Annotated in this window: 25 protein-coding genes; 12 read left to right on the forward strand and 13 right to left on the reverse strand. The window is 70.3% G+C overall.

The genetic code is table 11. From position 1 onward, the window contains the following. Positions 1 to 46 precede the first annotated feature (46 nt). From ACIBEI_RS27120 to ACIBEI_RS27140, 5 genes are all read right to left on the reverse strand, one after another. Positions 47 to 724 carry a class F sortase gene (locus ACIBEI_RS27120; RefSeq protein WP_398892843.1) on the reverse strand — a complete coding sequence of 226 codons (678 nt, stop codon included), beginning with the start codon at positions 722 to 724 and terminating at the stop codon, positions 47 to 49. Then, positions 721 to 1,104 carry a sortase-dependent protein gene (locus ACIBEI_RS27125; protein ID WP_398892844.1) on the reverse strand — a complete coding sequence of 128 codons (384 nt, stop codon included), beginning with the start codon at positions 1,102 to 1,104 and terminating at the stop codon, positions 721 to 723. The genes ACIBEI_RS27120 and ACIBEI_RS27125 overlap by 4 nt, the downstream gene beginning before the upstream one ends. A gap of 109 nt (positions 1,105 to 1,213) precedes the next feature. Next, positions 1,214 to 2,143 carry an RNA polymerase sigma factor SigJ gene (gene sigJ, locus ACIBEI_RS27130; protein WP_398892845.1) on the reverse strand — a complete coding sequence of 310 codons (930 nt, stop codon included), beginning with the start codon at positions 2,141 to 2,143 and terminating at the stop codon, positions 1,214 to 1,216. A 124-nt stretch (positions 2,144 to 2,267) separates the two neighbouring features. Beyond that, complete coding sequence (locus ACIBEI_RS27135; RefSeq protein ID WP_398892846.1) at positions 2,268 to 3,083, reverse strand: SDR family oxidoreductase; 816 nt, start codon at positions 3,081 to 3,083, stop codon at positions 2,268 to 2,270. 67 nt (positions 3,084 to 3,150) lie between these two features. Further along, positions 3,151 to 3,573 (reverse strand): hypothetical protein, encoded by a 423-nt coding sequence (locus tag ACIBEI_RS27140; RefSeq protein WP_398892847.1) that lies wholly within the window; start codon positions 3,571 to 3,573, stop codon positions 3,151 to 3,153. A 68-nt stretch (positions 3,574 to 3,641) separates the two neighbouring features. Here ACIBEI_RS27140 and ACIBEI_RS27145 point away from each other — a divergent pair, with 68 nt between their 5' ends. Both ACIBEI_RS27145 and ACIBEI_RS27150 read left to right on the forward strand, forming a co-directional pair. After that, positions 3,642 to 4,088 carry an ankyrin repeat domain-containing protein gene (locus tag ACIBEI_RS27145; RefSeq protein ID WP_398892848.1) on the forward strand — a complete coding sequence of 149 codons (447 nt, stop codon included), beginning with the start codon at positions 3,642 to 3,644 and terminating at the stop codon, positions 4,086 to 4,088. Between the two features lie 15 nt (positions 4,089 to 4,103). After that, positions 4,104 to 4,265 (forward strand): hypothetical protein, encoded by a 162-nt coding sequence (locus ACIBEI_RS27150; protein WP_398892849.1) that lies wholly within the window; start codon positions 4,104 to 4,106, stop codon positions 4,263 to 4,265. Positions 4,266 to 4,314: 49 nt separating this feature from the next. Here the strand turns inward: ACIBEI_RS27150 and ACIBEI_RS27155 are convergent, their stop codons facing one another. From ACIBEI_RS27155 to ACIBEI_RS27165, 3 genes are all read right to left on the reverse strand, one after another. Further along, positions 4,315 to 4,713: a nuclear transport factor 2 family protein gene (locus ACIBEI_RS27155; RefSeq protein ID WP_398892850.1), complete on the reverse strand. Its 399-nt coding sequence runs from the start codon at positions 4,711 to 4,713 to the stop codon at positions 4,315 to 4,317. A gap of 496 nt (positions 4,714 to 5,209) precedes the next feature. Then, positions 5,210 to 5,872 carry a response regulator gene (locus tag ACIBEI_RS27160; protein WP_398892851.1) on the reverse strand — a complete coding sequence of 221 codons (663 nt, stop codon included), beginning with the start codon at positions 5,870 to 5,872 and terminating at the stop codon, positions 5,210 to 5,212. Between the two features lie 93 nt (positions 5,873 to 5,965). Beyond that, entirely contained in the window at positions 5,966 to 7,810 is a 1,845-nt protein-coding gene (locus ACIBEI_RS27165; protein ID WP_398892914.1) for a sensor histidine kinase, read from the reverse strand. A gap of 313 nt (positions 7,811 to 8,123) precedes the next feature. Here ACIBEI_RS27165 and ACIBEI_RS27170 point away from each other — a divergent pair, with 313 nt between their 5' ends. Further along, positions 8,124 to 8,672 (forward strand): hypothetical protein, encoded by a 549-nt coding sequence (locus ACIBEI_RS27170; RefSeq protein WP_398892915.1) that lies wholly within the window; start codon positions 8,124 to 8,126, stop codon positions 8,670 to 8,672. Here ACIBEI_RS27170 and ACIBEI_RS27175 read toward each other — a convergent pair. Next, positions 8,664 to 8,888, reverse strand: a complete 225-nt coding sequence (locus ACIBEI_RS27175) for a DUF397 domain-containing protein (RefSeq protein ID WP_398892852.1) — start codon at positions 8,886 to 8,888, stop codon at positions 8,664 to 8,666. The genes ACIBEI_RS27170 and ACIBEI_RS27175 overlap by 9 nt on opposite strands. Then, entirely contained in the window at positions 8,885 to 9,694 is an 810-nt protein-coding gene (locus ACIBEI_RS27180) for a helix-turn-helix transcriptional regulator (protein ID WP_398892853.1), read from the reverse strand. The genes ACIBEI_RS27175 and ACIBEI_RS27180 overlap by 4 nt, the downstream gene beginning before the upstream one ends. 116 nt (positions 9,695 to 9,810) lie before the next feature. Between ACIBEI_RS27180 and ACIBEI_RS27185 the strand changes: the two genes are divergently transcribed. From ACIBEI_RS27185 to ACIBEI_RS27215, 7 genes are all read left to right on the forward strand, one after another. Beyond that, entirely contained in the window at positions 9,811 to 10,284 is a 474-nt protein-coding gene (locus ACIBEI_RS27185; protein WP_398892854.1) for an ATP-binding protein, read from the forward strand. Positions 10,285 to 10,573: 289 nt separating this feature from the next. Continuing rightward, on the forward strand, positions 10,574 to 11,410 hold the full coding sequence (locus ACIBEI_RS27190; protein ID WP_398892855.1) for a helix-turn-helix domain-containing protein: 837 nt from the start codon (positions 10,574 to 10,576) through the stop codon (positions 11,408 to 11,410). Between the two features lie 33 nt (positions 11,411 to 11,443). Beyond that, positions 11,444 to 11,785 carry a DUF6247 family protein gene (locus ACIBEI_RS27195; RefSeq protein WP_398892856.1) on the forward strand — a complete coding sequence of 114 codons (342 nt, stop codon included), beginning with the start codon at positions 11,444 to 11,446 and terminating at the stop codon, positions 11,783 to 11,785. A gap of 67 nt (positions 11,786 to 11,852) precedes the next feature. Next, positions 11,853 to 12,071 (forward strand): hypothetical protein, encoded by a 219-nt coding sequence (locus tag ACIBEI_RS27200; RefSeq protein WP_200396542.1) that lies wholly within the window; start codon positions 11,853 to 11,855, stop codon positions 12,069 to 12,071. Then, positions 12,064 to 12,636 carry a sigma-70 family RNA polymerase sigma factor gene (locus tag ACIBEI_RS27205; RefSeq protein WP_398892857.1) on the forward strand — a complete coding sequence of 191 codons (573 nt, stop codon included), beginning with the start codon at positions 12,064 to 12,066 and terminating at the stop codon, positions 12,634 to 12,636. The genes ACIBEI_RS27200 and ACIBEI_RS27205 overlap by 8 nt, the downstream gene beginning before the upstream one ends. A gap of 302 nt (positions 12,637 to 12,938) precedes the next feature. Next, positions 12,939 to 13,091 carry a hypothetical protein gene (locus tag ACIBEI_RS27210; RefSeq protein ID WP_398892858.1) on the forward strand — a complete coding sequence of 51 codons (153 nt, stop codon included), beginning with the start codon at positions 12,939 to 12,941 and terminating at the stop codon, positions 13,089 to 13,091. Positions 13,092 to 13,157: 66 nt separating this feature from the next. Beyond that, a complete protein-coding gene (locus tag ACIBEI_RS27215; protein WP_398892859.1) occupies positions 13,158 to 13,568 on the forward strand; it encodes an Imm10 family immunity protein in 411 nt (136 codons plus the stop codon). 108 nt (positions 13,569 to 13,676) lie between these two features. Here the strand turns inward: ACIBEI_RS27215 and ACIBEI_RS27220 are convergent, their stop codons facing one another. Then, positions 13,677 to 17,096 (reverse strand): S8 family peptidase, encoded by a 3,420-nt coding sequence (locus ACIBEI_RS27220; RefSeq protein ID WP_398892916.1) that lies wholly within the window; start codon positions 17,094 to 17,096, stop codon positions 13,677 to 13,679. A gap of 401 nt (positions 17,097 to 17,497) precedes the next feature. Here ACIBEI_RS27220 and ACIBEI_RS27225 point away from each other — a divergent pair, with 401 nt between their 5' ends. Then, positions 17,498 to 20,869, forward strand: a complete 3,372-nt coding sequence (locus ACIBEI_RS27225) for a tetratricopeptide repeat protein (RefSeq protein WP_398892860.1) — start codon at positions 17,498 to 17,500, stop codon at positions 20,867 to 20,869. Between the two features lie 136 nt (positions 20,870 to 21,005). Here the strand turns inward: ACIBEI_RS27225 and ACIBEI_RS27230 are convergent, their stop codons facing one another. Together ACIBEI_RS27230 and ACIBEI_RS27235 are read right to left on the reverse strand one after the other, a co-directional pair. Next, entirely contained in the window at positions 21,006 to 21,521 is a 516-nt protein-coding gene (locus tag ACIBEI_RS27230; protein WP_398892861.1) for a DUF2165 domain-containing protein, read from the reverse strand. Between the two features lie 70 nt (positions 21,522 to 21,591). Beyond that, on the reverse strand, positions 21,592 to 22,443 hold the full coding sequence (locus ACIBEI_RS27235) for a hypothetical protein (RefSeq protein WP_398892862.1): 852 nt from the start codon (positions 22,441 to 22,443) through the stop codon (positions 21,592 to 21,594). Positions 22,444 to 22,556: 113 nt separating this feature from the next. Between ACIBEI_RS27235 and ACIBEI_RS27240 the strand changes: the two genes are divergently transcribed. After that, complete coding sequence (locus ACIBEI_RS27240; protein ID WP_398892863.1) at positions 22,557 to 23,342, forward strand: SDR family oxidoreductase; 786 nt, start codon at positions 22,557 to 22,559, stop codon at positions 23,340 to 23,342. Positions 23,343 to 23,428: the final 86 nt, after the last annotated feature.

Below are 23,428 nucleotides of genomic sequence, written 5' to 3' on the forward strand. Positions count from 1 at the left end.
GTCCGTCGACGTACGGTGCCTCGGCCCAGGATCCTGGAGCTACGGGTTACTGCGTGCTGTCGGAGCTCAGCGCGGCGAAGACGATCACGCTGTCGCGGTACCCGTCACCGGTGCGGGGGCCGCCGCAGGTGATGAGACGCAGTTCGGGACGGCCCACGTTCCCGTAGACCTCTTTCGTCGGGAACTCCGCCTGGGCGACCGTCCGTACGTCGGTGACCGCGAACTCCGCCGCCTTGCCGTTCTCCAGGCGCGCCACGATCCGGTCGCCGCGGCGCAGCCGCGAGAGGTGATGGAAGACCCCGTCACCGTAGGAGCCGACCGTGACATGGCCGAGGATCACCGACGGGCCGACCTGGCCGGGCGTCGGCGAGTGCTGGTACCAGCCCGCCTTGTCGTCCGCCGCGATCGGGGGCACCTCGACGGTGCCGTCCGAGGCCAGGCCCAGCCGCATGACCGGGGTGTCGACCTGGATGGCCGGGACCTGCAGCCTGACCGGGACCGAACGACCCAGCGCCTTCGCCGCCTTCGCGGGAGGTCGCGAGCTCCCGGTCTTCTCGGCTCCGGCCCGGTCGTCCGTGGTCCGGTCGTCCGTGGACCGGTCGTCCGTGGACCGGTCGTCCGTGGTCCGGTCGGCCTGCTGGCCGTCGCAGCTCACGAGCAGCGAGGCCACCGCCGCGGTGACGAACGCGCGCCGGGAGAGCGTGTGCCTGGAGGGCAGGGTCATTCCCCGGTGGCCCGCCGACGACGTACGACGAAGAACGCCGCCCCGCCGACGGCGAACGCCGCGGCGGCGCCCCCGGCGATCATCCCGCCGTCGGATCCGGACTGCGTCGACGTCGACACCTCACCGGTGTCGGGGGCTCCGCTCGGTACGACGGAGACCTCGTCGCCCGGCGCCTGGGTCGGCGCGGGGGTGGGAGCCACCGTCGGGGCCGTCTCGGCGGGCTCGCTCGGAGCCGGCGTCGGGTCCGTGTCGTCCGTGGCCTGGCTCGGGGCGGCGCTCGGAGCCACGGTCGGGGTCGTCCCGTCGGCGAACGCGGGCACCGTGCTCGCCAGCACCGCGGTGCAGGCAAGTGCTATGGCGCTGAGGACAGTTCGGCGCATGAATCGCTCTCTTTCGTCGGCCCGCCCGCCCGGTGACCAGGCGGACTGGGGTACGGATCGAGCGGAGAGACGAGACAGCGGCGGACCGGGTTGTAAAGAGCAGGCAAAGTCATCGGGCGGTCGGTGTATCGGTCGGTGTATCGGCCGGCCTATCGGTCCACGCGTGGAGTTTGTCCGGGTTGACCACGAGCCACAGATCGGTGATCAGGCCGTCGCTGACGTCGGCGGCGAGGACGGCGATGGTCGTACCGGCGATGCGGACCGTGACGCCGGGGGTGCCGTTGATGTCGTCCTCGACGAGTTCCACGTCCGGCTCCCTGCGCAGCAGGCCGAGGAGGAAGCGCGCCACCTTGTCCGCGCCGGTGATCGGGCGCAGCGCCGCGCGCACCTTGCCGCCTCCGTCGCTGCGCGACTCGACGGCGGGGTCGAGCAGGGCGACCAGCGAGTCGAGGTCACCGGTCTCGCACGCCTCGCGGAACGCGGAGACGACCTGCCGGTGTTCCGTCGTCGTACCGCCGACGGGCCGCCGCTCGGCGAGGCGCCGCCGGGCCGAGGAGGCGAGTTGGCGGCAGGCCGCGGGGGAGCGTCCCACCGTCTCGGCGATCTCGGTGAAGGGCGTGCCGAAGACGTCGTGCAGGACGAAGGCGACCCGTTCCGCGGGCGTGACCGAGTCCAGGACCACGAGCATGCCCATGCTGACCGACTCGTCGAGCGTGATCCGGTCGGCGGGATCGTCCCCGCCCGTCCCACTCGTCCGCCCCGCCCCGGCCGCGCTGGTCCAGGTGGTGCCGCCCCTGACCGGCTCGGGCAGCCACTCCCCGGTGTAACGCTCACGGCGGACCCGTGCGGAGGCGAGCTGGTCGAGACAGATCCGCGAGGCGACCCGGGTCAGCCACGCCAGCGGGGTGACGATCGCCCGCTGCTGCGGTTCGGACAGGGCGTACCAGCGGGCGTACGTCTCCTGTACGACGTCCTCGGCGTCCTGCACCGAACCGAGCATCCGGTAGCCGAGGTTGAGCAGCCGGCGCCGCTCGGCCATGAGGGAACCGAGACTGGGACCTGGGTCATGGTCGGGGCTGCTCTGCTCGGAATCGGGGCTCTGGTCTGAGCCGGGGCCTTGGTCGCTGCCGGAGTCGAAGTCGGGCGGTGTGGGCACGGGCCGCTCAGCCGCCCTCTCCGGGGCGCCCGTCGTGCCCGTGCCCGTCGTGCCCGCCGGGCCCGTTGTGTGCGACGTGCCGGATGTTCTCGGTGAGCCACTCGTCGAAGGTCTGGGCGCCGCGGGAGCCCGGTCCGGTCGGCAGGTTGCCGCCGCCCTTCATGGCCTGCCCGACGGCGCCGGGGAGCGTGACCGGCACCAGCAGCTTGCGCCGGCCCCCGGCCCGCAGCACCTTGCGCACCATGTCGACGAGTTCCTCGACGCGCGGTCCGGCGAGCTCGGGCGCCATGCCCTGGGGCGGCCCGAGGACGAGCCGTACGAGATGCTGGGCGACCTCGCGGGCCGCCACCGGCTGCGTACGCATCCGGGGCACCATCGCGATCGGCCCCGGCATCCGGTCGAGTACCTGCTGCGGGAACTCCAGGAACTGCGTGGCCCGCATGATCGTCCAGGGCGTCGAGCCGTCCTTGGCCACGACCTCCTCCTGCCGCAGCTTCCCCTTGTAGTAGCCGAGGCCGACCCGTTCGAGGCCGACGATCGACAGGGCCACGTGGTGCCGTACGCCGGCCCGGGCCTCGGCGCCCAGGAGGTTCCGGCCGACGCTCTCGAAGAACGAGATCGCCTTCTTGCCGCTGGTGGTCTGCAGGTTGCTGACGTCGACGACGGCCTCCACGCCCGTCATGGTGGCGTCGAGTCCGGCACCGGAGACGAGGTCCACACCCCGCGACCTGGCCAGTACCACCGGCTCGTGCCCTGCGGCGACCAGTTCGTCGACCACGTACCGCCCGACCAGCCCGGTCCCGCCCGCTACCGCGATCCGCATGACGGACCTCCTTCGTCAGCCGTGTTCCTGTCCGCCTTGTCCCTGTCCATCCTGATCCCGCACGTCATCATGTGTCCCCTCGCCGTCCGGGGAGCACCGGCACGAGGAGAAGGGCGGATGACAGCACCAGCGCCGTCAGCAGGACGACGTTGAGCACCTGGTCGCGCGTCCCGTACATCCCGAGATGCTGCATGTGGTAGCTGAGGTGCAGCACGTTGAAGACCAGCCACACCGCGCCCGTGGTCTGCACGAGCCGGGTGTTCCGTACGGAACCCAGGGTGATGGCGGTGAGAATCGCCAGCGCCAGGAACATGGCCCCGGCGTCCTTGGCGAGGTGCTCGTTGTACGGGCCCAGCTGGGGCAGCCAGCTCAGCCCGAAGCCGGGAAAGCTGGCGTGCCACTCCTGCGGTGAGAAGTAGGCCCAGGCGCCTGTGTACAGCGCGGTCACGGCCAGAAAGCCGAGATTGGCGTACCGGATTTTCGTGTTCATGCCCCTATGACGAGACGGCCCACGAAAACGTGAGGTGGGTGTGGGCGGGCAGGTGAAATGATCACGTCATGGGGAGAGGGGATGGCTGGCTGACTCAGGCGGCGGCGGACGGCGACGTGACCCTGGTGGCCCGGCTGCTGACGGAGGGCACGGCGGTGGACGACCCGAACCGTGCCTGGCGTACGCCACTGGACCTGGCAGTGCACCGAGGCCATCTCGATGTTGTCCGCCTGCTCATCGAGGCGGGCGCCGACCCGGAACAGCGGGCGGGCGAGTACCACGAGACGAACCCGCTCTGCCTGGCGGCGACACGCGGCCACACGGACATCGCCGAGGCCCTTCTCGACGCCGGCGTCCACCCCGGCACCCTGGACAGAATGCGGCAGCCGCCGCTGGTACTGGCGGCCACGTCCGTGCCCGAGGGCCACCCCCGGACCGTGGACCTGCTCTTGGACCGCGGAGCCGACATCGAGGCGACGCTGAGGAACAGAACCTCACTGGAGTGGGCGGCCTGATTCGGATACCCCCGCATGGTCCACCATCTCCTCACCCGAGGAGCCACCCCGACACCTCAGGCCCTGACCTGCGCGACACGGCATCGGGACCGCCACGAGACGTACGCCCAGATCATCGAAACCCTGCGCGCGGCGGGCGCCACGACCGACAACCTGGGCGGTCCGCCGGAACGCTGAGGGACGGCCGCCCTGCGGTGGAACTCCCGCGGCGGGGCCCGGAACGAGGTCACATCACGGCGTCGGTCTGGAGCGGGCCCGCAGTGACGCGCAGTGTCCGGACGCGGACCGGCTCTTCCCGGTCGAGGTAGAAGATGTGCATGAACGGGGCCCGCACCACCTGGTCCGGTTCGCTCTTCTTGGCCATGGTCGCCTCGCCGCGCAGCAGGCGGACGCCGTCGCCCGCGGTCCAGAATTCCAGGACCTCGTGCTTGATGATCAGCGGCTCGTCGATCTTGACGAAGAACGCCTTGATGGCATCGGCGCCGTGGATGTGCTCGGTGCCGAAGAACATGTCGGTGTCCTCGGTCAGCGGCGCGAAGCCCTCGCCGAACTCCAGGGTGTCGATGGCGTCCATGAACTTCAGGACCCAGCCGGGCACGGCCGTCGCGCGTGCGTTGTTTTCCATGGTGGTGGTCTCCCGATGAGGCTGCGGCGCGCAGGGCGGCAAGGACTCGGGGCGAGTCTGTGACGGACCGGTCTTGGCAGACCCAGGGATTCCGTGGTGCCCTCGCCCAGTGAGCCCTTTCCAACCTCCCACGTCACAAACAGCGGTCCCTGCCCCGCCGGGCCCTCAGCCCGCAAGATGCCCGCTGCGGAGCTTCGCGCCAGGGTGGGGACCTGGAAGTCGACGCCGACGACCTGAGCAAGCGCCGCGGCGACGGTGGGTGTGGCTGGTTGGGCCCGATGCCGGACCTGCGACGGCCCCGGTGTCATTCGTGCTGTTCATGTCGTTCCTCCGTCGTTCGGCAACTGGCGTACGGGGTGTGTCGACTGGCGTGTGACGGTCCTGGCCGTGGGGGTGACGATGCGCACCCTCGCCGTGCGGCGGCCGGGGTTCCTCAGGGCGCGGATGCCGGTGCCGCGGAGCCAGAACCCGGCGTCGCGTCCGAGGGCCGGACCGGTCAGACGTCGCCCGGGTGCAGGCCGGCGTCGCGGGCGAGGAGGGCCGCCTGGACCCGGTTGTCGCAGTCGAGCTTGGTCAGGATGCGGCTGACGTACGTCTTCACGGTGGCCTCGCTCATGTGCAGCCGCCTGCCCGCGTCCGCGTTGGACAGACCCTCGCCGAGCAGGGCGAGCACATCGCGCTCCCGCGCGGTCAGCCCGTCGAGGCGGTTCCTGGCCTGCTCCGCGCGGGCCGTGGCACCGGGGGAGGAGAGGGCGTCCACCACGTGCCGGGTGGCCGCGGGCGAGAGGTAGGCGTTCCCGGCCGCGGCCGCCCGCACCGCGTGGATCAGCTCGTCGGGCGCGGAGTCCTTGAGCAGGAAGCCCGCGCCGCCGTGGCCGAGTGCGCGCAGTACGTTGTCGCGCTCGCCGAACGTGGTGAGGATCAGCACCCGTACGTTCGGTGCGACCCGCCCCAGTTCGGCCAGGGCCGTGAGCCCGTCCATCACCGGCATCTGGATGTCCAGCAGGGCCACGTCGACGGCGGTGCCCCGGGCGTTCTCCACGGCCTCGTGGCCGTCACCCGCCTCGGCGACCACGTCGATGTCGTCGGCCGAGGTGAGGATCATCCTGATGCCGGCCCGGATGAGCGGCTCGTCGTCGGCGACGAGGACCCGGATCACACGGCCTCCTGCGCGGTTCGGTCGGGAGCGGATGGCATGGCCTCGCCATCATGCCCTGATCCGGCCCTACGGTCATTCAGGAGCCTTGTCGGGTCAGCTCTCGTCCTTGAAGGTCTGCTTCTCGACCAGCTTTCCGTCGCGGAAGCAGAACCGGAAGACGGTCGTGGTGTCGTCGGGGTCGTCGGACGCGAAGTGGCGGCAGGTCGCGTCCTTGGGCATCCGCGGGCCCTGGTCCGCCCAGGCCGAGGTCAGTACCGAGTCCTCGTCGGGCAGCTTGTCCTGCACGGCGGTCTCGGAGTCGCCGACCTTCGCCGACTCGTACACCCTCGGCGGGATCGTGGCCTTGTTCATCTCGTCCATCAGCGCGCTCACCCCCCAGATTCCCAGGGCGACAACGCCCACGACGAGGACGACGGCGGTGACGGCGCAGCCGATGGCCACGTTCTTCTTCCTGCTCATGGTGGCGGCGAACTCCCCTTGTGGATCGGACCGGTTGATGACCGCTCCACTGTTGTCCGCGGCGCCGGTGCCGGGCTGCCCCACAAAGTCGTTGTACGGGCCGACGGAGGTCGCGTTGTGGGGGTGGCGGGGCTCGGGTTTGTCGGCGCCGGTACCGGGGGAGGCACCGGCGCCTGTGCTGTAGGGCAGCATGCCCGCGATGCGGAAGCCGCCGTCCGCGGTGGGACCGGTGTGCACCATGCCGCCGATGAGCCGCGCCCGCTCCTGAAGACCCCTGAGCCCCTGGCCGCCGCTGATCACCGCCGGGGCGTCCGGTGCCCCGGCGGGCGCGGGCCCGTTGGCGACCTCCACCACCAGGCTGTCCGGTTCGTAGCGCAGGGCGAGGGTGATCGGGGCGCCCGGGGCGTGCTTGTGGGCGTTGGTCAGCCCCTCCTGGGCTATGCGGTACGCCGTGTGGCCCGCGGCGGGCGCCAACTGCCGGAAGGCGCCGGACCGGAGCAGCTCCACGGCCGCGCCCGCGGCCCGGGACGACTCGACCAGGCCGTCGATGGCGGCGACCGCGCGGGACCCGGGACGCCCGCCGTCCGTGTCGGCGGCCTCGGTCCGCTCGGCGTGCTCGGTGCGCTCTGTGTGTCCGGGTTTGGTGTGCCCTGGCTCGGTGGTGCGCACGTCGGGCCAGTTCCGGTGGTCCTCCCGATCCTCGTGGAGGATGCCGACGGCCTCGCGCAGCTCGCCCATCGCGGTCACGGAGGCGTCCCGCAGGATCCGTACGCCTTCCCGCTGTCGGTCGGTGAGGTCCGGATCGACCTGGAGGGCGCCCGCGTGCACGGCGATCAGGGCGAGCTGGTGGCCGAGGCTGTCGTGCATGTCGCGGGCTATGCGGCCGCGCTCCAGCAGGCGCGCCTGGCGTGCCACCATCGTCTGCTCGCGCACGAGTTGGACGTTGTTCCGCTGCAGTGCGTCCAGCAGGGAGTGGCGCTGAGCCCGATAGCGGGAAGCCAGCCCCGGCACGATCGACAGCGTGAGGAACAGGCCCGCGCTCAGCCCGAACGTGAAGGCCAGCGGCAGGTCGGAACCCGCGCTGAACTCGCCGCGGAACGACACCGCGGCATGCAGTACGAACGCCCCGGCGAAGGCGGCGACCACCCGCCAGGGTTTCAGGATGCGGCTGCCCGCCGACCAGCTCGCGTAGATCAGCAGCGGTGCCGCGCCGGCCAGATCCCCGGCCGCGGCCGCCGAGACGACCAGCACCGTCGCCGGCAGCGAGCGCCGGACCAGCGACAGCAGGGCGACGCCCGCGACGACGACGAAGGTCCGTACACCGAACCCGGCCCCCGCGGCATCGATCAGCCCGGCGAGTCCGGCGAGCACAACGGTGAGTACGGTCTCGCCGACGATCCGCCCCCGGCTCCAGGGCGACGCGGCGACAAGCCGGCGTCGGAGCGGCCATGTGCTGCGGGCGGTCTTCGCTTCGTCCAGTTCCACGGCCCGACGATAGGCAGTGGCCGGGAGCGCCCGCATCATCCCTGCGTCGCGCCACCGAACGACGAAAGTCGACGACCACAGACGACCAGGGGACGACTACGGCCGGGGAGGGCGCTGTTGGGGGCCGCCGGTGCCGTATCCGCCGTCTTCGAAGGTCGCTGCGGGCCGCGACTTCCGAGGACTGATCCGGGCAGGCCGTCGCGGCGACGATGGCTCGGCAGGACACAGCGCAGGAGACGAAAACGGGAGACGTCACGTGGACAAGGCACAACTGCAGGCGCACGAGCGGTTCAACGTCCGGCAGAAGATGACCCTCATGGCCAACCGGTACGTGGTGACCGTGGCCCGTCCGGACGGCTCGGAGGGTGAGGTCGTCGCCTTCGCCCAGCAGAAACGGATGACGTTCAAGGAGCAGGTGACCGTCTACTCCGACGATTCCAAGAACCGTGTCCTGTTCACCTTCAAGGCCCAGCAGGTCCTCGACGTGGGCGCCACCTACGACGTACGCGACGAGACGGGCACCCCCATCGGCACGTTCCGCAAGGAGTTCGCCGCCTCCTTGCTCCGCTCGACATGGAGCCTGGATCAACCGGGCACGACACGACTGACAGGCCGCGAGCGCAACAGGGTGGTGGCCGTACTGCGCCGGGTCTGGGAGTTCCTGCCGCTCATCGATTTCATACCGTTCGCATGGCCGTACCACTTCGACTTCACCGAGGGCGACAAGCGGGTGATGTCGGTCGACAAGAGGTTCGGCCTGCGCGACCGCTACGTACTGGACATTACGTCCCCCGACCTCGACCGCCGCCTGGCCATCGCCCAGGCGGTGGCCCTGGACGCCCTCCAGTCACGCTGAGCGGCGGGCGTGGCCGACGAACTCGGTCCACGCGGCGCCCGTGAACGTGAGTTGTGAGCGCTGCTTGTCCTTGGAGTCGCGGACATGGATGGTGGCGGTGGTGGTGGCGTGGGCTATGGCGACTTCGACGCAATCAGGGCCGTCGTTGCTGCTGTAGCTGCTCTTGAACCAGGCCAGCGTGGAGCCGGTCCTGGCGGACGGCACAGCGGGGATCATGTTTCCTCCAGGATTTTCTCGATGAAGGTCAGTGACTCCCGGGGCGTGAGAGCCTGCGCCCGGATCATTCCATAGCGCATCTCAAGGATCTGAACTTCCTTGGGATCGCTGATCAGGCGACTGTGGAGCTGCGCCTCCGAGTGCCCCAACGATTTTCCGTCACGGAGTTTCAGCAGGCGGAAAGGCCCGCTCATGCCTGCGTGGTCATCTCGATCGGTCGGCATCACCTGGATCTCGACGTGTCGCAACTTGCCGATCTCCAACAGATGTTCGAGCTGTTTCCGCAGCACCATTGTGCCTCCGACAGGCCGCTGTAGCGTCACCTCTTCCTGGACAAAGGTGAGCAGTGGCGCGGGTACGCGTTCGAAGACGGACTGGCGGGCCATACGCGCGGCGACCTGGCGGTCGATCTCGTCCTCGGTGTACGCCGGCCGCCTCATCGCGAACAGCGACCGCGCGTAGGTCTCCGTCTGCAGCAGACCGTGCATGTTGTGGTTGGCGTACGCTCCGAGTTCGACCGCCTCGTCCTCCAGTTTCGTCAGATCCCGGACCTTCTTCGGGTACCTGGCCTCGGTCACGTCCTTCTTCATCGCCGAGAGCTTGCCGCCCGCGTCGAGGACCTCATCCGCCTTGTCGAGGAACTCGGGCTGGGGCACCCGCCGCCCCCGCTCCACCGACGAGACCATCTCCTCGCCGTACCCGATGGCCGCCCCGAACTCCGACTGCCGCATCCCGGCGGCCTCCCGCCAGGCCTTGATCTGACGCCCGACAGCCTTGAGTACGGCCGTAGCCTCCTCGTCCTCCACAAGCTCACCTCTCCCGCGCACGGACCGGCCGACAACAGGCCGGACAACCGCGGACCGCATCCGTACCGCACCCGGACAGTCACGCTGCGTACCGGCTTCGCCGCTGTTCAGGGTAGATGCAGGCGGCCACGCTGAGTGACGTGAACAACGCAATCGATGCCCCCGCTCAACAGGTCGCCGCCGCCCTGCACTTCACGCTCCTGCTGTCCGCGACCCGCCGAGGCGCCCGCCTCGCCCGCCTGCTCGCGGAGCGCCAACTCGTGGAGTGGGGGGTCGAGTCCGAGCCCGCGCTGCACGTGGTGGCCGAACTGGCCGCGAACGCCGTACTCCATGGACGCGTCCCCGGCCGGGACTTTCGACTGACGCTCGTCCTGGGCGCCGAGCCTCCGGACACTCTGCGTGTCGAGATGACCGACGCCCGGGGCGACCGGCACCCGCGTATCAAGGATCCGGTCGGTGACGGCGAGGAGTCGGGGCGCGGCCTGTTGCTGGTGGAGGCGTACGCGGACGGGTGGGGCGTGGTGGACGGCCCAGGGCCGGGCTGCAAGACGGTCTGGGCGGAGGTGACGCTGGATCACGGACCGGCGTGACGCCGGATCGTGAACCGACGGGACCCGGTAGGGCCCGACGCCAAAGAGAAAGAACCGGGGATAGAACCCAACCCACCCAACCGAGCCCGTCATCCACCGCACCGCTAGCAATCCCGCATTTCTGACTGCTGATCACTCGGTCGGGTGATCGCGGCCAATTCGGCTGGCGGAAAGGCGGATTGGTCGGGCAGCGTCAGCGCGGACACACAACCGCGAACGTGAAACGGCCCCCGCCGGGACTGGCATCCCGAACGAGGGCCTCACCACCTAGGAAGTAGCAGCCTTCCCGATGACTGAGCAGCACTTTAGCGCGCACGCACGCGCCCGGACCGGCAGTTCCCACCAAGGAGTGGGGCACGTCGACGAGCACCACGACGAGCGGTTCACCGTGGTCGGAAACCACCTCGCCCAGCACTCCGAGCTGTCCCTGACGGCCATCGGTCTGGCGGTCCACATCCACTCGCTCCGCAGCGGCACGCTCGTCGGCATCAAGGCGCTGGCGGCGAGGTTTCCCGAGGGAGAGACGAGGATCGCCTCGGCCCTGCGGGAGCTGGAGACCCACGGCTACCTGGCCCGCATCAAGGAACGCCTTCCATCGGGCCGCATCGTGACGCGCACGATCTCGTACAACAAGCCGAGAACGCACACGGCCGCCCCGCAACCACCGAAGCCGCACAGCGCCCCGAGCCGGCCCACGACTCCGCCCCCGCCCTCCACCCCGGCGGTGCCGACGACACCCCCGCAGCCAGAGCAGCCCCCCGCCCCTGCACGCGACGTCCTCGCAGGCCTCCGCACCCACGACCCCCGACTCCACCTCAGCGAGCAGGACGTACGCCGCCTCGCCCCCGCGGTGGCCACCTGGCTGGAACGAGGCGTAGCCCCGGACGACGTACAGCGAACGCTCGCCGCAGGGATGCCAAAGGAAGGCGTACGCCACCCAGCAGGCTTCCTCGCCCACCGCCTCACGGCCCTCCTTCCCCCACCCCTCCCGGCCGCCCGCCCAGGGCCACCCCGCCCGGCCCCCCTCCAGAACTGCGACGACTGCGACCGAGCCTTCCGAGCCTCCGCACCGGGCCGCTGCCGGGGCTGCAACACGGCCCACCAGGCCCTAGCGGTAGCGGCGTAGGAAGTGAACGACCGTGACGGGCCCCTGACCCCGATGCCCGAGCCCACCCCCGACGCGCTACGGGCCGCCGTCGCCCGAATCGCCCCCAGTCGGCTTCCGGCGCTCACCCAACACCTCTTCGAGGCCACGACGAACGCACAGCAGACCCAGAGCCTCGCCCCACTCCATGCCTTCGTGCACTCGTGGGCCGTCTTCGTCGCGGTCGAACGGCACCCGCAGCGCGCCGCCCGCCTCGACGAACTGGAGCGGATCGTGGACGCGGGGGACCAGGAGCCGGCCGAGGCCGTCGCCGAGATCTGCGCGATCAGGGCGGCGGCCGAGGCCGAGGCGGCCGCCGCAGCGAGCACGGCGTCCCACCCCGATGTCACGCTTTGAAGGGCTCGACGCACCTATCTAGTGCTGCGGTGCATGAGCACCACGGAGGAGTCGACAAGGGGATGCGATGCAAGAGGCACTCATCGTGGCTGCGGGCATGGTGGCCGCGGGGCTGTTGCGATTGCTGCATCGATGGCTGATCGAGCGGAGTCGCATCCAGTTGGTGCGCGCCCGGCAGGAGGGAACCAGTGACCGGGTGCGTGTGCTCCCTCCGGGAAGCGTCCTCAACGAACTGCGCGAAGGCGAAGAAGTGCGTATCGAGATCGGTGGAGGTGGACGTGGATGAGTTGCAGCAGACGCGCACGACAGCCGCGCAGGGGTTAGCACCACCCCACGTGCCGGATGCGAAGCCGGAAGAGCCGGATGTGGAGAAGCAACAGGACTTCTCCATGTACTACGCAGCGCACATGGGCAAATTGATCCGTCACCTCATGCGGCAAGGAGCAGAACCGCATGAGGCTGCGGAGGCGGCGCAGGCGGCATTCGTGGAGGCCTACGCGACGTGGAGAAAGATCGAGCGTCCCGGTCCATGGCTGCGACGTGTTGCCTTCCGTCTCCTCTTACGCCAGCCCATACGCGAAGTGTTGTCCGGAGAGCTCCCGGATATGGCGTCACCCCACTGTCCAGTACGGAATGTAGAGATACGCCAGGAAGAGGAGCGCGTTCTTGCTGCACTCTCCGAACTGTCCCCGACCCAAAGGCGGGTGATGGCTTGGCACCTGGACAAATACAAAACCAAGGAGATTGCTGAAGAGTTGGGCATAACCCAGGAAGCCGTGAGGAAAAACCTGGAGCGCGCACGGAAACAGCTCAAGCAGAGTCTTGGAATAGCGGAAGGAGGCAAGCAGTGACTCACTTCGACAGCGATCGCGAACTGGACGCCTTACTGCACTCGGCAGATGACCGGATTCTGGAGAGCGTCAAGGGCGCACTCGATACGGCCGTTGGTCTGGCAGCCATCACCGGTGCCCGTCCCAACTCGACGGTGACGCCGATTCGGAGTACCACTGCCCAAACCAGGCCCACGGAACGGCGGCACGCAGAGGGACCGGGAGATTCGGCACCCGAGAGCAGGCTCCGCGCCCAAGCCCCGGCAGCCCAGGCCGACGGCCTGGACGCCCTCAGGTCTGAGCCGCGACGCGATGAGGTCCGTGTGCTCGACAACCACATGCCGTCCCCGACGGACGAGACCATCACCACGCTCGACAACCACATGCCCAGTGAGCCCACGTCGGAGTCGGAGACCACGACGATGGACAACGGCATGCCGCACCCGCCCTCCCTGGACCTGGACAACAACAAGTGAGATGCCGCTTCTGTTGGTGGCCCTCCCGGATCCGGCCGAGTTCGGGGCCCCTGCTAGAACCCAGGCATGGCTCATAGATTCAAGGCTCGCGCGATAGCCGCAGAAGTCGACCACGCCAACGACGTCATGCAGGCTGGTGTCGCCGAGGACGACAGCGGCGAGGGCTTCTTTCTCCTGTTCATGAGCAACATCGGCGAAGCGTCTCGTCAGAACGCGTTGCTCGGCCTCGACACCTACTGCCTGGTGACTCGAGACCAGGGCACGGCCTACGGCTGTGTCCGCGAGGTGGCCCTGTCGGACAACGTGCTCACTGTGTCGCTGGACCCTGCTTCGCTGGATGACCTGGAGTTGGAGAACGCGGAGATCGAGGCATTGCTCGACGCTTCGGAAAAGGACATCGAGCGGCTGCGGGAGGCGCTTGTGCAGGTGCTGGCGTACGGACGCGAGGATGCCCGTCCGGGGCGTGTCGATCTCTAGGCCTGGCGCTGTGCCTTCAGTCAAAGGGCAACGAAAGTGCGAACGGACATCAATGGTCCGCCGGAGCGTTGAGCACCGGCGGACCATTCATGGCACGCCGCGTTCTTGCTACTGGCCGAAGTATGCGTCGTACACCGTCACAGACGATCTGTCGCCCTGCTTGTCGGTGATGTTGGCCCGGAGGGAGATGGACTTGCCCTTGGCCGGGTTCGTGATCGTGATGCGGTTGTTCTTCACCGGGGTCTTCTTCCAAGTGGCGCCCCGGTCGTAGGACACGTACACCGCAAGCGACTTGAGGTTGTCGCCCGCCGCAGCGCCCTGGATCGTCACCGGTACGACCGACCGCCTGTCGGCGGGGGCCCGGCTCGTCAGGTCCGTCTTGGCTGTGAAGCGGGCCGTGGAGATGGGCAGTTGGGATCGGGTTGTGGTTTTCGAGGAGCGGAACGTCCAGCTCGCGTCGACGCGGGTGGACGTCGTGGCGAGGGCCGGGTCCCTGCGGACCGACGTCGTCAGGCGGTAGTCGGCCGCGTCGGACGGGACCGTGAAGCCCTCCCCGTTGCCGTCCAGCGCGTCGGAGTTCTCCGTGAGTTTGACGCCGTTGCGGTAGAGGGTCGTCGTGACGGCGGAGTATCTCGTCCAGCCTGCATGCCCGTCGCCGTCCGCGTGCAGGGGAAGTTCGCCGGTGATCGTGTCGCCGTCCCTGGAGATGCCCTCGGTTGAGCTGAGGCGCGGGCCCAGTACGCCCGCGTTGAAGCGCGTCTCGTACGTGGCTCCGCCCTTGAAGGCTCGGGGCTGGTCGAAGGCGTAGTACGACTCGGTAGGGGCGGTGCCCTCCTCGTCAGGGGTGCCGGACTGCTCGAAGGCGATGTCCCACTTGGTGTTGTCCGGTGTGGAGAGGTGGACCGTGCGGGTGCGGGGGAGGTCCAGCGGGTCGGTGATCGGGGAGATGCCGCCGAGTTCAGGGAAGTAGCCGGCCACGTAGAGGCGGCCCTGCTTGCCCGGCGCCGATGCGCCCATGCCGACCTTGACCGTGGCGAGGTCGGCCGGGCGGAGGTGCTTGCGGTAACCGGTCGCGAGCTTCCGGGTGTTGCCGCCGAGCATTACGTCGTACTCGGTGTCCGAGCCCGTCGCCCAGACGCCGATCCACTGCTGGTTCAGCGAGCCCGTGGTGACCTCCGGACCCAGGTGCGCCGTACGGAGGCTGTCGAACGTGTCGACGTCCACGCCCGTCTCGATGTTGTAGCCCTCACCCGCGTACCAGTACCTCGGCGCCAACCACGTCGGCTTCGCCGCGCTGTCCGGCACGGTGATGTCGACCGGCTTCGCCACGCGCGCGTCCACCGTCACCGTCATGTCGCCGGCGACGTCCAGCCGCGGCTGGACCAGCCAGTCCGTGCCCGCGCGGGAGTCCTCCGGGACCTCGGAGATCGTGGTGTCGAAGAGGTAAGTGCCCTTCGGGAGGCGGACCTTGACGGTGCCGGACGCGTCGTGCGGTTCGCGGTAGCTGCCCCGCCCGTCACCGGTGATGCCGGAGAGGTGCGACCAGTAGTCGGGCGTCGGCCGCCCGTCCCGGCCCACGAACTTCAGCGTCACGTCGTACGCCTCGGCCTCTCGCTTCACCACGGCTGCCGTGCGTACGGATTGGCCGCCGTCCGTCGCCACTACGTACGCCGAATACGTGCCGTCCAGCGTCCCGCCCAGCCTCGTGTCCGTCGTCAGGCTCACCGAAGCCCTGCTGCCCGCCGGGACGGTCAGCGTCCTCGCCCCGAGCGTGAAGAAGCCCGCCGGGGCCGGGTCGCCCTTCGGGTCGGTCGCCGTCACCGCGAGATCGAGCGTGATGTCCGTCGTACCGAGATTCCTGTACGTGATCTTCTTCGCGACCGGGGTGTCGTCGGTGTGCGGCCACTGCTGCTCGCCGAAGTTCACGGACACCGGCTCGGCGACCACCGTCTGCGCGAGGGCCCGGTCGACCGTCACCCGCCCCGAACCCTGTTGGTACGGACGGTAGTTGGCGCCGCCGAGCGTCGAGGCGGTCAGTGCGCCCTTGAGTTCGGCGTACGTCCAGTCCGGGTGCCGCTGCTTCAGGATCGCGGCGGCGCCCGCCACATGCGGGGCTGCCATCGACGTACCGGAGATCGTCAGGTAGCCCTCCGGATTCTGGCCGACCTCCTGCTCGATGACGCTGCCCGGTGCCGCCGCGGCCGTGATGTCGACGCCGGGCGCTGTGACATCCGGCTTGATGCCGCCGTCGCCGACGCGCGGGCCCCGGCTGGAGAACTCGGCGAGCCTGTCGTCGCTGTCCACCGCGCCCACCGTGAGCGCGGCCTCCGCGCTGCCGGGGGAGCCGATGGTCTGCTCACCGGACTCGCCGTCGTTGCCCGCCGACACGGCGAAGAGGATGCCCTTGTCGGCGGAGAGTGCGTTGATCGCCGTTTCCAGGGGGTCGAGCCCGGGGCTGTCGCCGCCGCCCAGGCTGAGGTTCACCACGTCGGCGCCCTGTTCGGCGGCCCACTCGATGCCCGCGAGGATGCCCGAGTCGTCACCGGAACCCTCGTCGTCGAGCACTTTGCCGTTCAGCAGCTCGGCGCCGGGCGCGACGCCCTTGAAGGCCCCGGCGGACCCCGCGGGAGACGCAGTGCCCGTACCGGCGGCGGTGGACGCGACGTGCGTGCCGTGGCCGTAGCGGTCGGTCGGGTCGGGGGACTGGGTGAAGTTCCTGGCTGCCACCACCCGGTCCTTCAGGTCTGGGTGGGTCGCGTCGACACCCGTGTCGAGGACGGCGATCCGGACGCCCTCGCCGTCGTACCCGGACGCCCAGGCCTTGTCCGCGCCGATCTGGGGGACGGACTTGTCGAGGCTCGCCCTGCGCACACCGTCCAGCCAGATGTGGGCGATGCCGGACGCGGTCCGCGTATTGCCGCCCCGCGCGGGTGCGTCGGTGACCGCCGCCCACAGTTCGGCCGGGTCCCGCGTGCTGACGGCCTCGGCGTTCAGCGACTTGAGCGTGCGGCGCACCTCGGTGTCGTCCGCCGCGCGTACGTCCGCCTTAGCGGTCCTCGCCGCGCCCTGGTAGCCGACGATCACCTTCAGGCCCCGCCCGTGGGAGGCCCGGACCGCCTTCCGGCTCAGCTCGGTGATGTCGAAGAGCCGCCGGTCGAGCCTGCCCGAGGCGATCAGCCGCTGTGCGTCGGCCGGTACGACCAGCGAGTGGCCGGACTGAGAATCCGTGAGCGTACGGATCGCGATGTGCTCACGGCCTTCCGCGCGCTCGACGCCGAGTACGCGGCCCTTCGCGTCGACGGCGACCCGGTCACCGGTGATGAGCGTGACGCGATGCGCGACCGGTCCCTTCGCGGCCGGTCCCTTGGCGGCCGGGCTCGCCCCGACCGTCGTGGCCTTCCCCGCCTTCCCGACCCTCCCGGCCTCCCCGGCCGCCGTGGATCCGTCCGCCGACGCCGGGCCGGTCATGCCCGCCGTCAGCGCCACCGCGGCCGCCGCGGCGACCGTGGTGACGTACGCCCTCTTCATCTGTCTGTTCAAGTCTCCCCCTGGAGATGACAGCAGTTCCCCGCGAACTCGCTTTGCAGAGACGGAAGTTGGTACCTCCTCAGGGACGTGAGTGGTCAGGCGGACAGTTGCGTCCCGGGGGAAAAGTCCATCGCGCGTACCACTCGGTCCCGGCCGGCGGTACTCGGGACGGACCGGCGCGCGGGCCCTCCTCCATCGGACGACGGATGACCGGACGGCGGGCGGCGGACGACGGAAGGGCGACCCCGCCTGCCAACTCCTAGGTCAACTCCGGCAGCCTGAGCCAGACTGGGACCCGGACCGGACCGGGAGCGGGACCAGAAGCAGGACCAGAAACGGGACCCGGACCGGACCGGGAGCCGGACCAGAAGCAGGACCAGAAGCGGCAAGGAGGCGGACGGGTGGCGCAGGCAGGGCCGTCGAGGCAGGAGCTGATCCAGCAGGGCAACCGCGCCGGATTCGTCGGCCGGGACACCGAACGGGCCGCGTTCCTGCGGAACTTCGACCTCCGGCCCGGCGACCCCGGACAGCGCTTCCGCTTCCATGTGCACGGCACCGCGGGCGTCGGAAAGACCTTCCTGGTACAGGAGTTGCGGCACCTGGCACGCGAACGCGGGGCGCTCACCGCGTACGTCGACGAGCACGTCGGCAGCATCCCGGAGGCGCTGTCGGAGATCTGCGACCAATTCGCGTACCAGGGACGGCGGTTGAAGGACCTGGAGCGGCGGCTGACCGCCTACCAGGAGCGGCGGCACGAGGCGGAGGCGGCGGCCCTGGCCGCGCTCGCCGGCGGCCCCGCGCCGGAGCCGGAGGTGGCGTCGGCCGGCAGCAGGGCCGCGGTCGGGTTCGGCCTCGCCGCCGTGGAGGCCACCCTGCCGGGCGGGGGCCTCCTCACGGGCGCCCTCCCGGCCGACCGGCTCGCGCTGGGCGCCGACCGTCTGCGGGCAGGCCTCGGGGCCCGCTTCCGCAACCCCGACGACATCGAACTCGTGACGTCGCCCGAGAAGGTGCTCACGCCGATCCTGCTCCGCGAACTGCGCGCTGCCGCCGCCGCTTCCTCCTCCGCTTCCTCCTCCGCTTCCTCCTCCGCCTCCTCCTCCGCCTCCGAGTGGATCGTCCTGTTCTTCGACACGTACGAGCGGACAGGCCTGTATCTCGACCCGTGGCTGCACGAGATGATCACCCGCGGCACGGTGGACGGCGGGCTGCCCGCCACCGTTGTCGTGGTCACCGCCGGGCAACGCCCACTGGACCTCGCCCGCTGGCGAGGCCTGGACCCGGTCGCGGACGTGCCGCTCGCGCCGTTCACCGAGACCGAGTCGCGCAGGCTGCTCGCGGGGAAGGGCGTCGTCGCCGAGCCGGTCGTCGAGGAGGTGCTGCGCCTCACCGGCGGCCTGCCCGTCCTCGTGTCGACGCTCGCGAACAAGCGCCCCGGCGACCCGGACGCCGTGAGCGACCCGACCGCCGGCGCCGTGGAACTGTTCCTGAAGTCGGAACCGGTCGTCCGCCGCAAGGTCGCCCGCATCTGCGCCCTGCCCCGGTGGCTCGACGCCGACGTCTTCCGGGTCCTGGTCGTCGACCGCCCGGACGACGAACTGGACGCGCTGTACGACTGGTTGACCGGGCTGCCGTTCGTCGGGGAACGGGGCGAGCGGGTGCAGTACCACGACGTCGTACGGGCGCCGATGCTGCGCATGGAGCGACGCAGGTCCCCGCGCGAGTGGGCCGGGCGGCACCGGCGGCTGGCGGAGGCGTTCGCCCGGTGGGGCGACGACGTCGGGGCCGGCCGGGAGCCCGAGGACCTGTGGGAGGACGAGGAGTGGCGCGGGCTGCGCCTGGAGGAGACGTACCACCTGCTCTGCGCCCGGCCGCCCGCGGCGCTCGGCGAGGCACTGCGGTCGCTGGTGAAGACCTGCCGTGAGGACGCGGTCGCCGGCCGCCGCTGGGCGCGGATGCTGGCGGAGGCGGGCGACGCGACGGACAACGCGGCCCTCAGGGACATGGGCCGGGAGCTGAGCGAGGCGCTCGCGGACGGTGGGACCGGGGTGGCGGGAGCGATGACCCTGCTCCTGACCCGGCAGGGACTGGACACCGGCGGCCGAGCGATGGCGCACACCATGCGGGGCAGGGAGCTGCGCAACGGCGGGGAGCACGGGCGGGCACTGGAGGAGTACGCCCGGGCGCTCGAACTCGATCCGGAGCTGGCCTGGGCCCACTACGGCCGCGGCTACACCCACCGGCTGATGAACGATCTCCCGGCCGCGCTGGCCGCCTTCGACCGGGCGGACGAACTGGCCCCCGACACCGGGTGGATCATCTCCGAACGCGCCGAGACCTATCGGCTCGCGGCCCGCTTCGAGGAGGCCATCGCCGATTTCGACCGGGCCGTCGCCCTCGACCCGACCAATGACGAGACCCTGACCGGGCGTGCCGTCTGCCGACAGGCTCTCGGGCGCTACGACGAGGCGCTCGCCGACTTCGACCGTGCGCTGAGCATCGACGGGGAGTACGTGTGGGCGCTGGTGCGCAGGGCCCGGCTGCGCCGCGACAGAGGGGAGCCGGACGAGGCGTTCGCCGACTTCGACCGCGCGGTCGCGCTCGCGCCCGACGAGGCCTGGGTCGCGTCGGAGCGGGGTGACTCCTACCGCCGCGTCCACCGCTACGAGGAAGCCGTCGCCGAGCTGGGCCGGGCCGTCTCCCTCGAACCGGACTACGCCTCGGCCCTGGCGAGCCGCGGTCAGTCCCTCCACGAACTGGGCAGGTACGAGGAGGCGTTGGCCGACCTGGACCGTGCGGTCGAGCTGGAGCCCGACTACTCCTGGGCGCTGGTGATGCGGGCCCACGCGAAGCACGAACTGGGCGACCGGGCAGGCAAGTTCGAGGACCTGCGGCGAGCCGTGGACACGGATCCCCACGTCGACTGGACCAGTCACGAACTTGGCGAGGCGTACCGCGACGCGGGCCTGTACGAGGAGGCGGTCACCGTCTTCCGCCGCATCCTGGAACGCAGCCCGGACGACCACGCCACACTGGCCAGTCTCGGCGCGACCTACCGCGCCATGCAGGACTACCAGCAAGCCCTCCGCCATCTGGACCGCGCCCTGGAGCTGAGCCCGGACTACGGATGGGCCTACGCCTCACGCGCCCGGGCAGGCCTGGCCACCGGCCGGACCGAGCGGGCGCTGGCCGACCTGGACCGGTGCGTCGAGTTGGCGACGGAGGAGGACTGGGCCCGCCGTACGGCCATCGAGTTGCTGATGCTGTGCGACCGCTGGGACGAGGCGTTGGCCCGCCTGGCCGACGCCGACCGGGCGCCGACACCCGACGACGACCTGGACGACCTCCGCGTCGAGGCACACCGGCGCGCGGGGCGGTGGACGGAAGCCCGCCGACTGGCCGAGCGGATACGCGAGACGGAACCGATCTCCGGCACCTTCCAACTGGCCGTGACCGTCAGCAGATCCGAGGGACTGCCGACCGGGGAACCCCTCTGGCGAGAGCTGGCCCGGATGATCCAGGAGGGCAGCGGACTGGACGACACCGAGCGAGCGCAGGGACGCTGCTTCGTCAGCTGCGCCCTCGCCGACTGGCCCGCCGCGGACCGGGGCCTGGCCGAGTTCCTGGCCATGACCCCCGACTGGGACGACCTGGCGGACCTGGCCGCCCTCCTCACCGACGTACTGGAGAGCCCCGGCTCGGACCGAGACCGCCTCACCGCCCGCCTGACGGAGGTCACAACGGCCCGCGATGCGATCCGGGCGCGTTACGCCTGATGACGAACAACGGGGCCGCGTCCCGCCTTTGGGGCGCGGCCCCGCTTTCTCAGGGGCGCGGGGAACTGCGCGACCAGCCACGGCCGGCCCGCACCCACAGAACAACCCCCGCCCCCACCCCCTCCGCGGAGCGGACCTAGCCCTCGGCCCCCGAGCCGGACGACTCCCCGGCCCGCTCCACCGGCAGATGAATCACCACCAGCACAACCCCACTCAACAAAAACACCCGCATCGCCGCATCAAGCCCGTTCCAGTCCTCCGACTGCCACATCGCGAACCACTCGCCACCGATGGCGAGAAACCCGGCCCCGAAGAGCAGCATCAGCATCAACAGCCCGAGCGTGGACGTCCGCCGCGCCCGGAGATGGTCGTGGCGAAGCCACTGCACCGTGCCCAGGATCAGGACGAGCGCGGCGATCGTCTCCCACACGATGATCGCGACGTACGCGGCGTCCTGGAGCCCCTTGGACTCGACGGCCCGCCACATCAGGTCGTCGTCCTTGAAGGTGGTGTCCATGGACAGGACGTGCTGGACGAACTGCTGGTTGGTGCCGAAGTCGGTGATGTTCCCGAACGCCACGAGCGTGATGTAGAGCGCGACCGTGCCGGTGAGCAGGGTCGCGGTGAGCGGAAGCGCGCGTGCTGCGGCCATTCTTCAAGTCCCCTTTCGCGTAGGTGTGTTGGTCAACCGCGAGGGACCTGCGGGTATGCCGCTCGACGGGTCACCGCAAGCGGTCGACGTACCGGTCCGTACCCGGAACCGTCGGGATGAAAGGTGCCACCAACTCGACGCGCCCCAGGCCGGTTTCGGCCACCGGACCGTCGAGCCCCGTGAAGTACGGGTCCCAGCACTCGCGCGGATCCGCCTCCAGGAACCACAGCAGCGTCAGTCGCGTATCGACGCCCTCGACCTGCTTCACGTACGTCATGCGGTCGCCGGGGAGCGGGGTCGGGCGGAAGACCGTGACCATGGCGGCGGGGGAGCCGGCGAGGCGTTTGGGCAGGTGGCGGGAGCGCAGCCACTCCAGCAACTCGGCTCGCCGGGCGGGGGATTCGGCGTCGATGACCTCCACCACCAGGCCCGCGTACGGGTGGTCCAGCGCATGAAAGTCGCGCGGTCCGGCCGCCCCGTCCCGGTAGACCGTCGCCTCGTGGTCCTGGAACGCGGTGAAGACGTGCGTGCGGTCCTGGTAGACCCGGCCGTCCCGATTCAGCCGTTTGTTGATGCCGACGGTCCACTTCATGTGGTCGTCGTAGCGGCCGTCGGTGACCCAGTACGTCGAGATGTAGCAGCCGACGGTGACCGGCTGGGCGACCGCCGACTTCTCGGGGTAGCGCAGGAGTTGGAGGTCACGGGTCGCGACCCAGCGGCGGCCCGTGAACATCCAGGGCATCGCCATCGCGCCCGCGTAGTAGTGGTCGTCCTCGTACCAGCGGTTGTACGCGTACTCGTGGCCCGGATGCGGCTCCACCATCGTGATCAGGGCATGGCCGGGGTGAACGCCGTACGGGCCGACGGCGGCCAGTTCCGCGTACACCTCGCTACGGGTGTCGTTCGGCGTGTCATCGAGCATGGCACTCCCCTTCCTTCCTCCGGCCTTCCTTCCTCGTCCGGGCTTCCTTCCTCCTCCGGACGGACCTACTCTGACGGACCGTCAGATCAACCGCCAGAGCCGGGAGGCCTGCAATGTCACTGCTCCAGGGCAAGACCGTCGTCGTCTCGGGGGTCGGGGCCGGGCTCGGTCACCAGGTCGCGGCGGCCGTCGTGCGGGACGGCGGGAACGCCGTGCTCGGCGCCCGCACCGAGGCCAATCTCGCCAAGTCCGCCGCCGAACTCGACCCGGACGGCGCGCACACGGCGTACCGGGCCACCGACATCACCGAAGAGGGGCAGTGCGAGGCGCTCGCCGCGCTCGCGAAGGAGCGGTTCGGGCGGGTCGACGCCGTCGTCCATGTGGCCGCCTGGGACAGCTACTTCGGCGGTCTGGAGGACGCCGACTTCACCACCTGGCAGTCCGTCCTCGACGTGAACCTGCTCGGCACCCTGCGGATGACCCGCGCCTGTCTGCCCGCGCTGAAGGAGCGCGGCGGATCCGTCGTCGTCATCGGCACGCAGTCGTCCGTCGCCGCCCCGTCCCAGGTGCGGCAGGCGGCGTACGCGGCCTCGAAGGGCGCGCTGACCAGCGCGATGTACTCCATGGCCCGGGAGCTGGGCCCGCACCGGATCCGGGTGAACACCGTGCTGCCGGGCTGGATGTGGGGGCCGCCCGTGGAGGCGTACGTGCACTTCACCGCGCACACCGAGGGCGTGCCGGAGGCCGAGGTGCTGGAGCGGCTCACCTCCCGGATGGCGCTGCCGGAGCTGGCCACGGACTCGGACGTGGCGGACGCGGCGGCCTTCCTGGTGTCGGACCGGGCGCGCGCGATCACCGGGCAGTCGTTGCTGGTCAATGCGGGTGAGCTGATGCGGTAGTCCCATCCAGCCTCGTTCATGGACATGAATCGAGGTCAGTGAGCAGAACTATTTTACCTCCTCTTGACAGTACGGGCTGTTGTCGG

It is taken from the genome of Streptomyces sp. NPDC050988, from assembly GCF_044456225.1.
Lineage (GTDB): Bacteria > Actinomycetota > Actinomycetes > Streptomycetales > Streptomycetaceae > Streptomyces.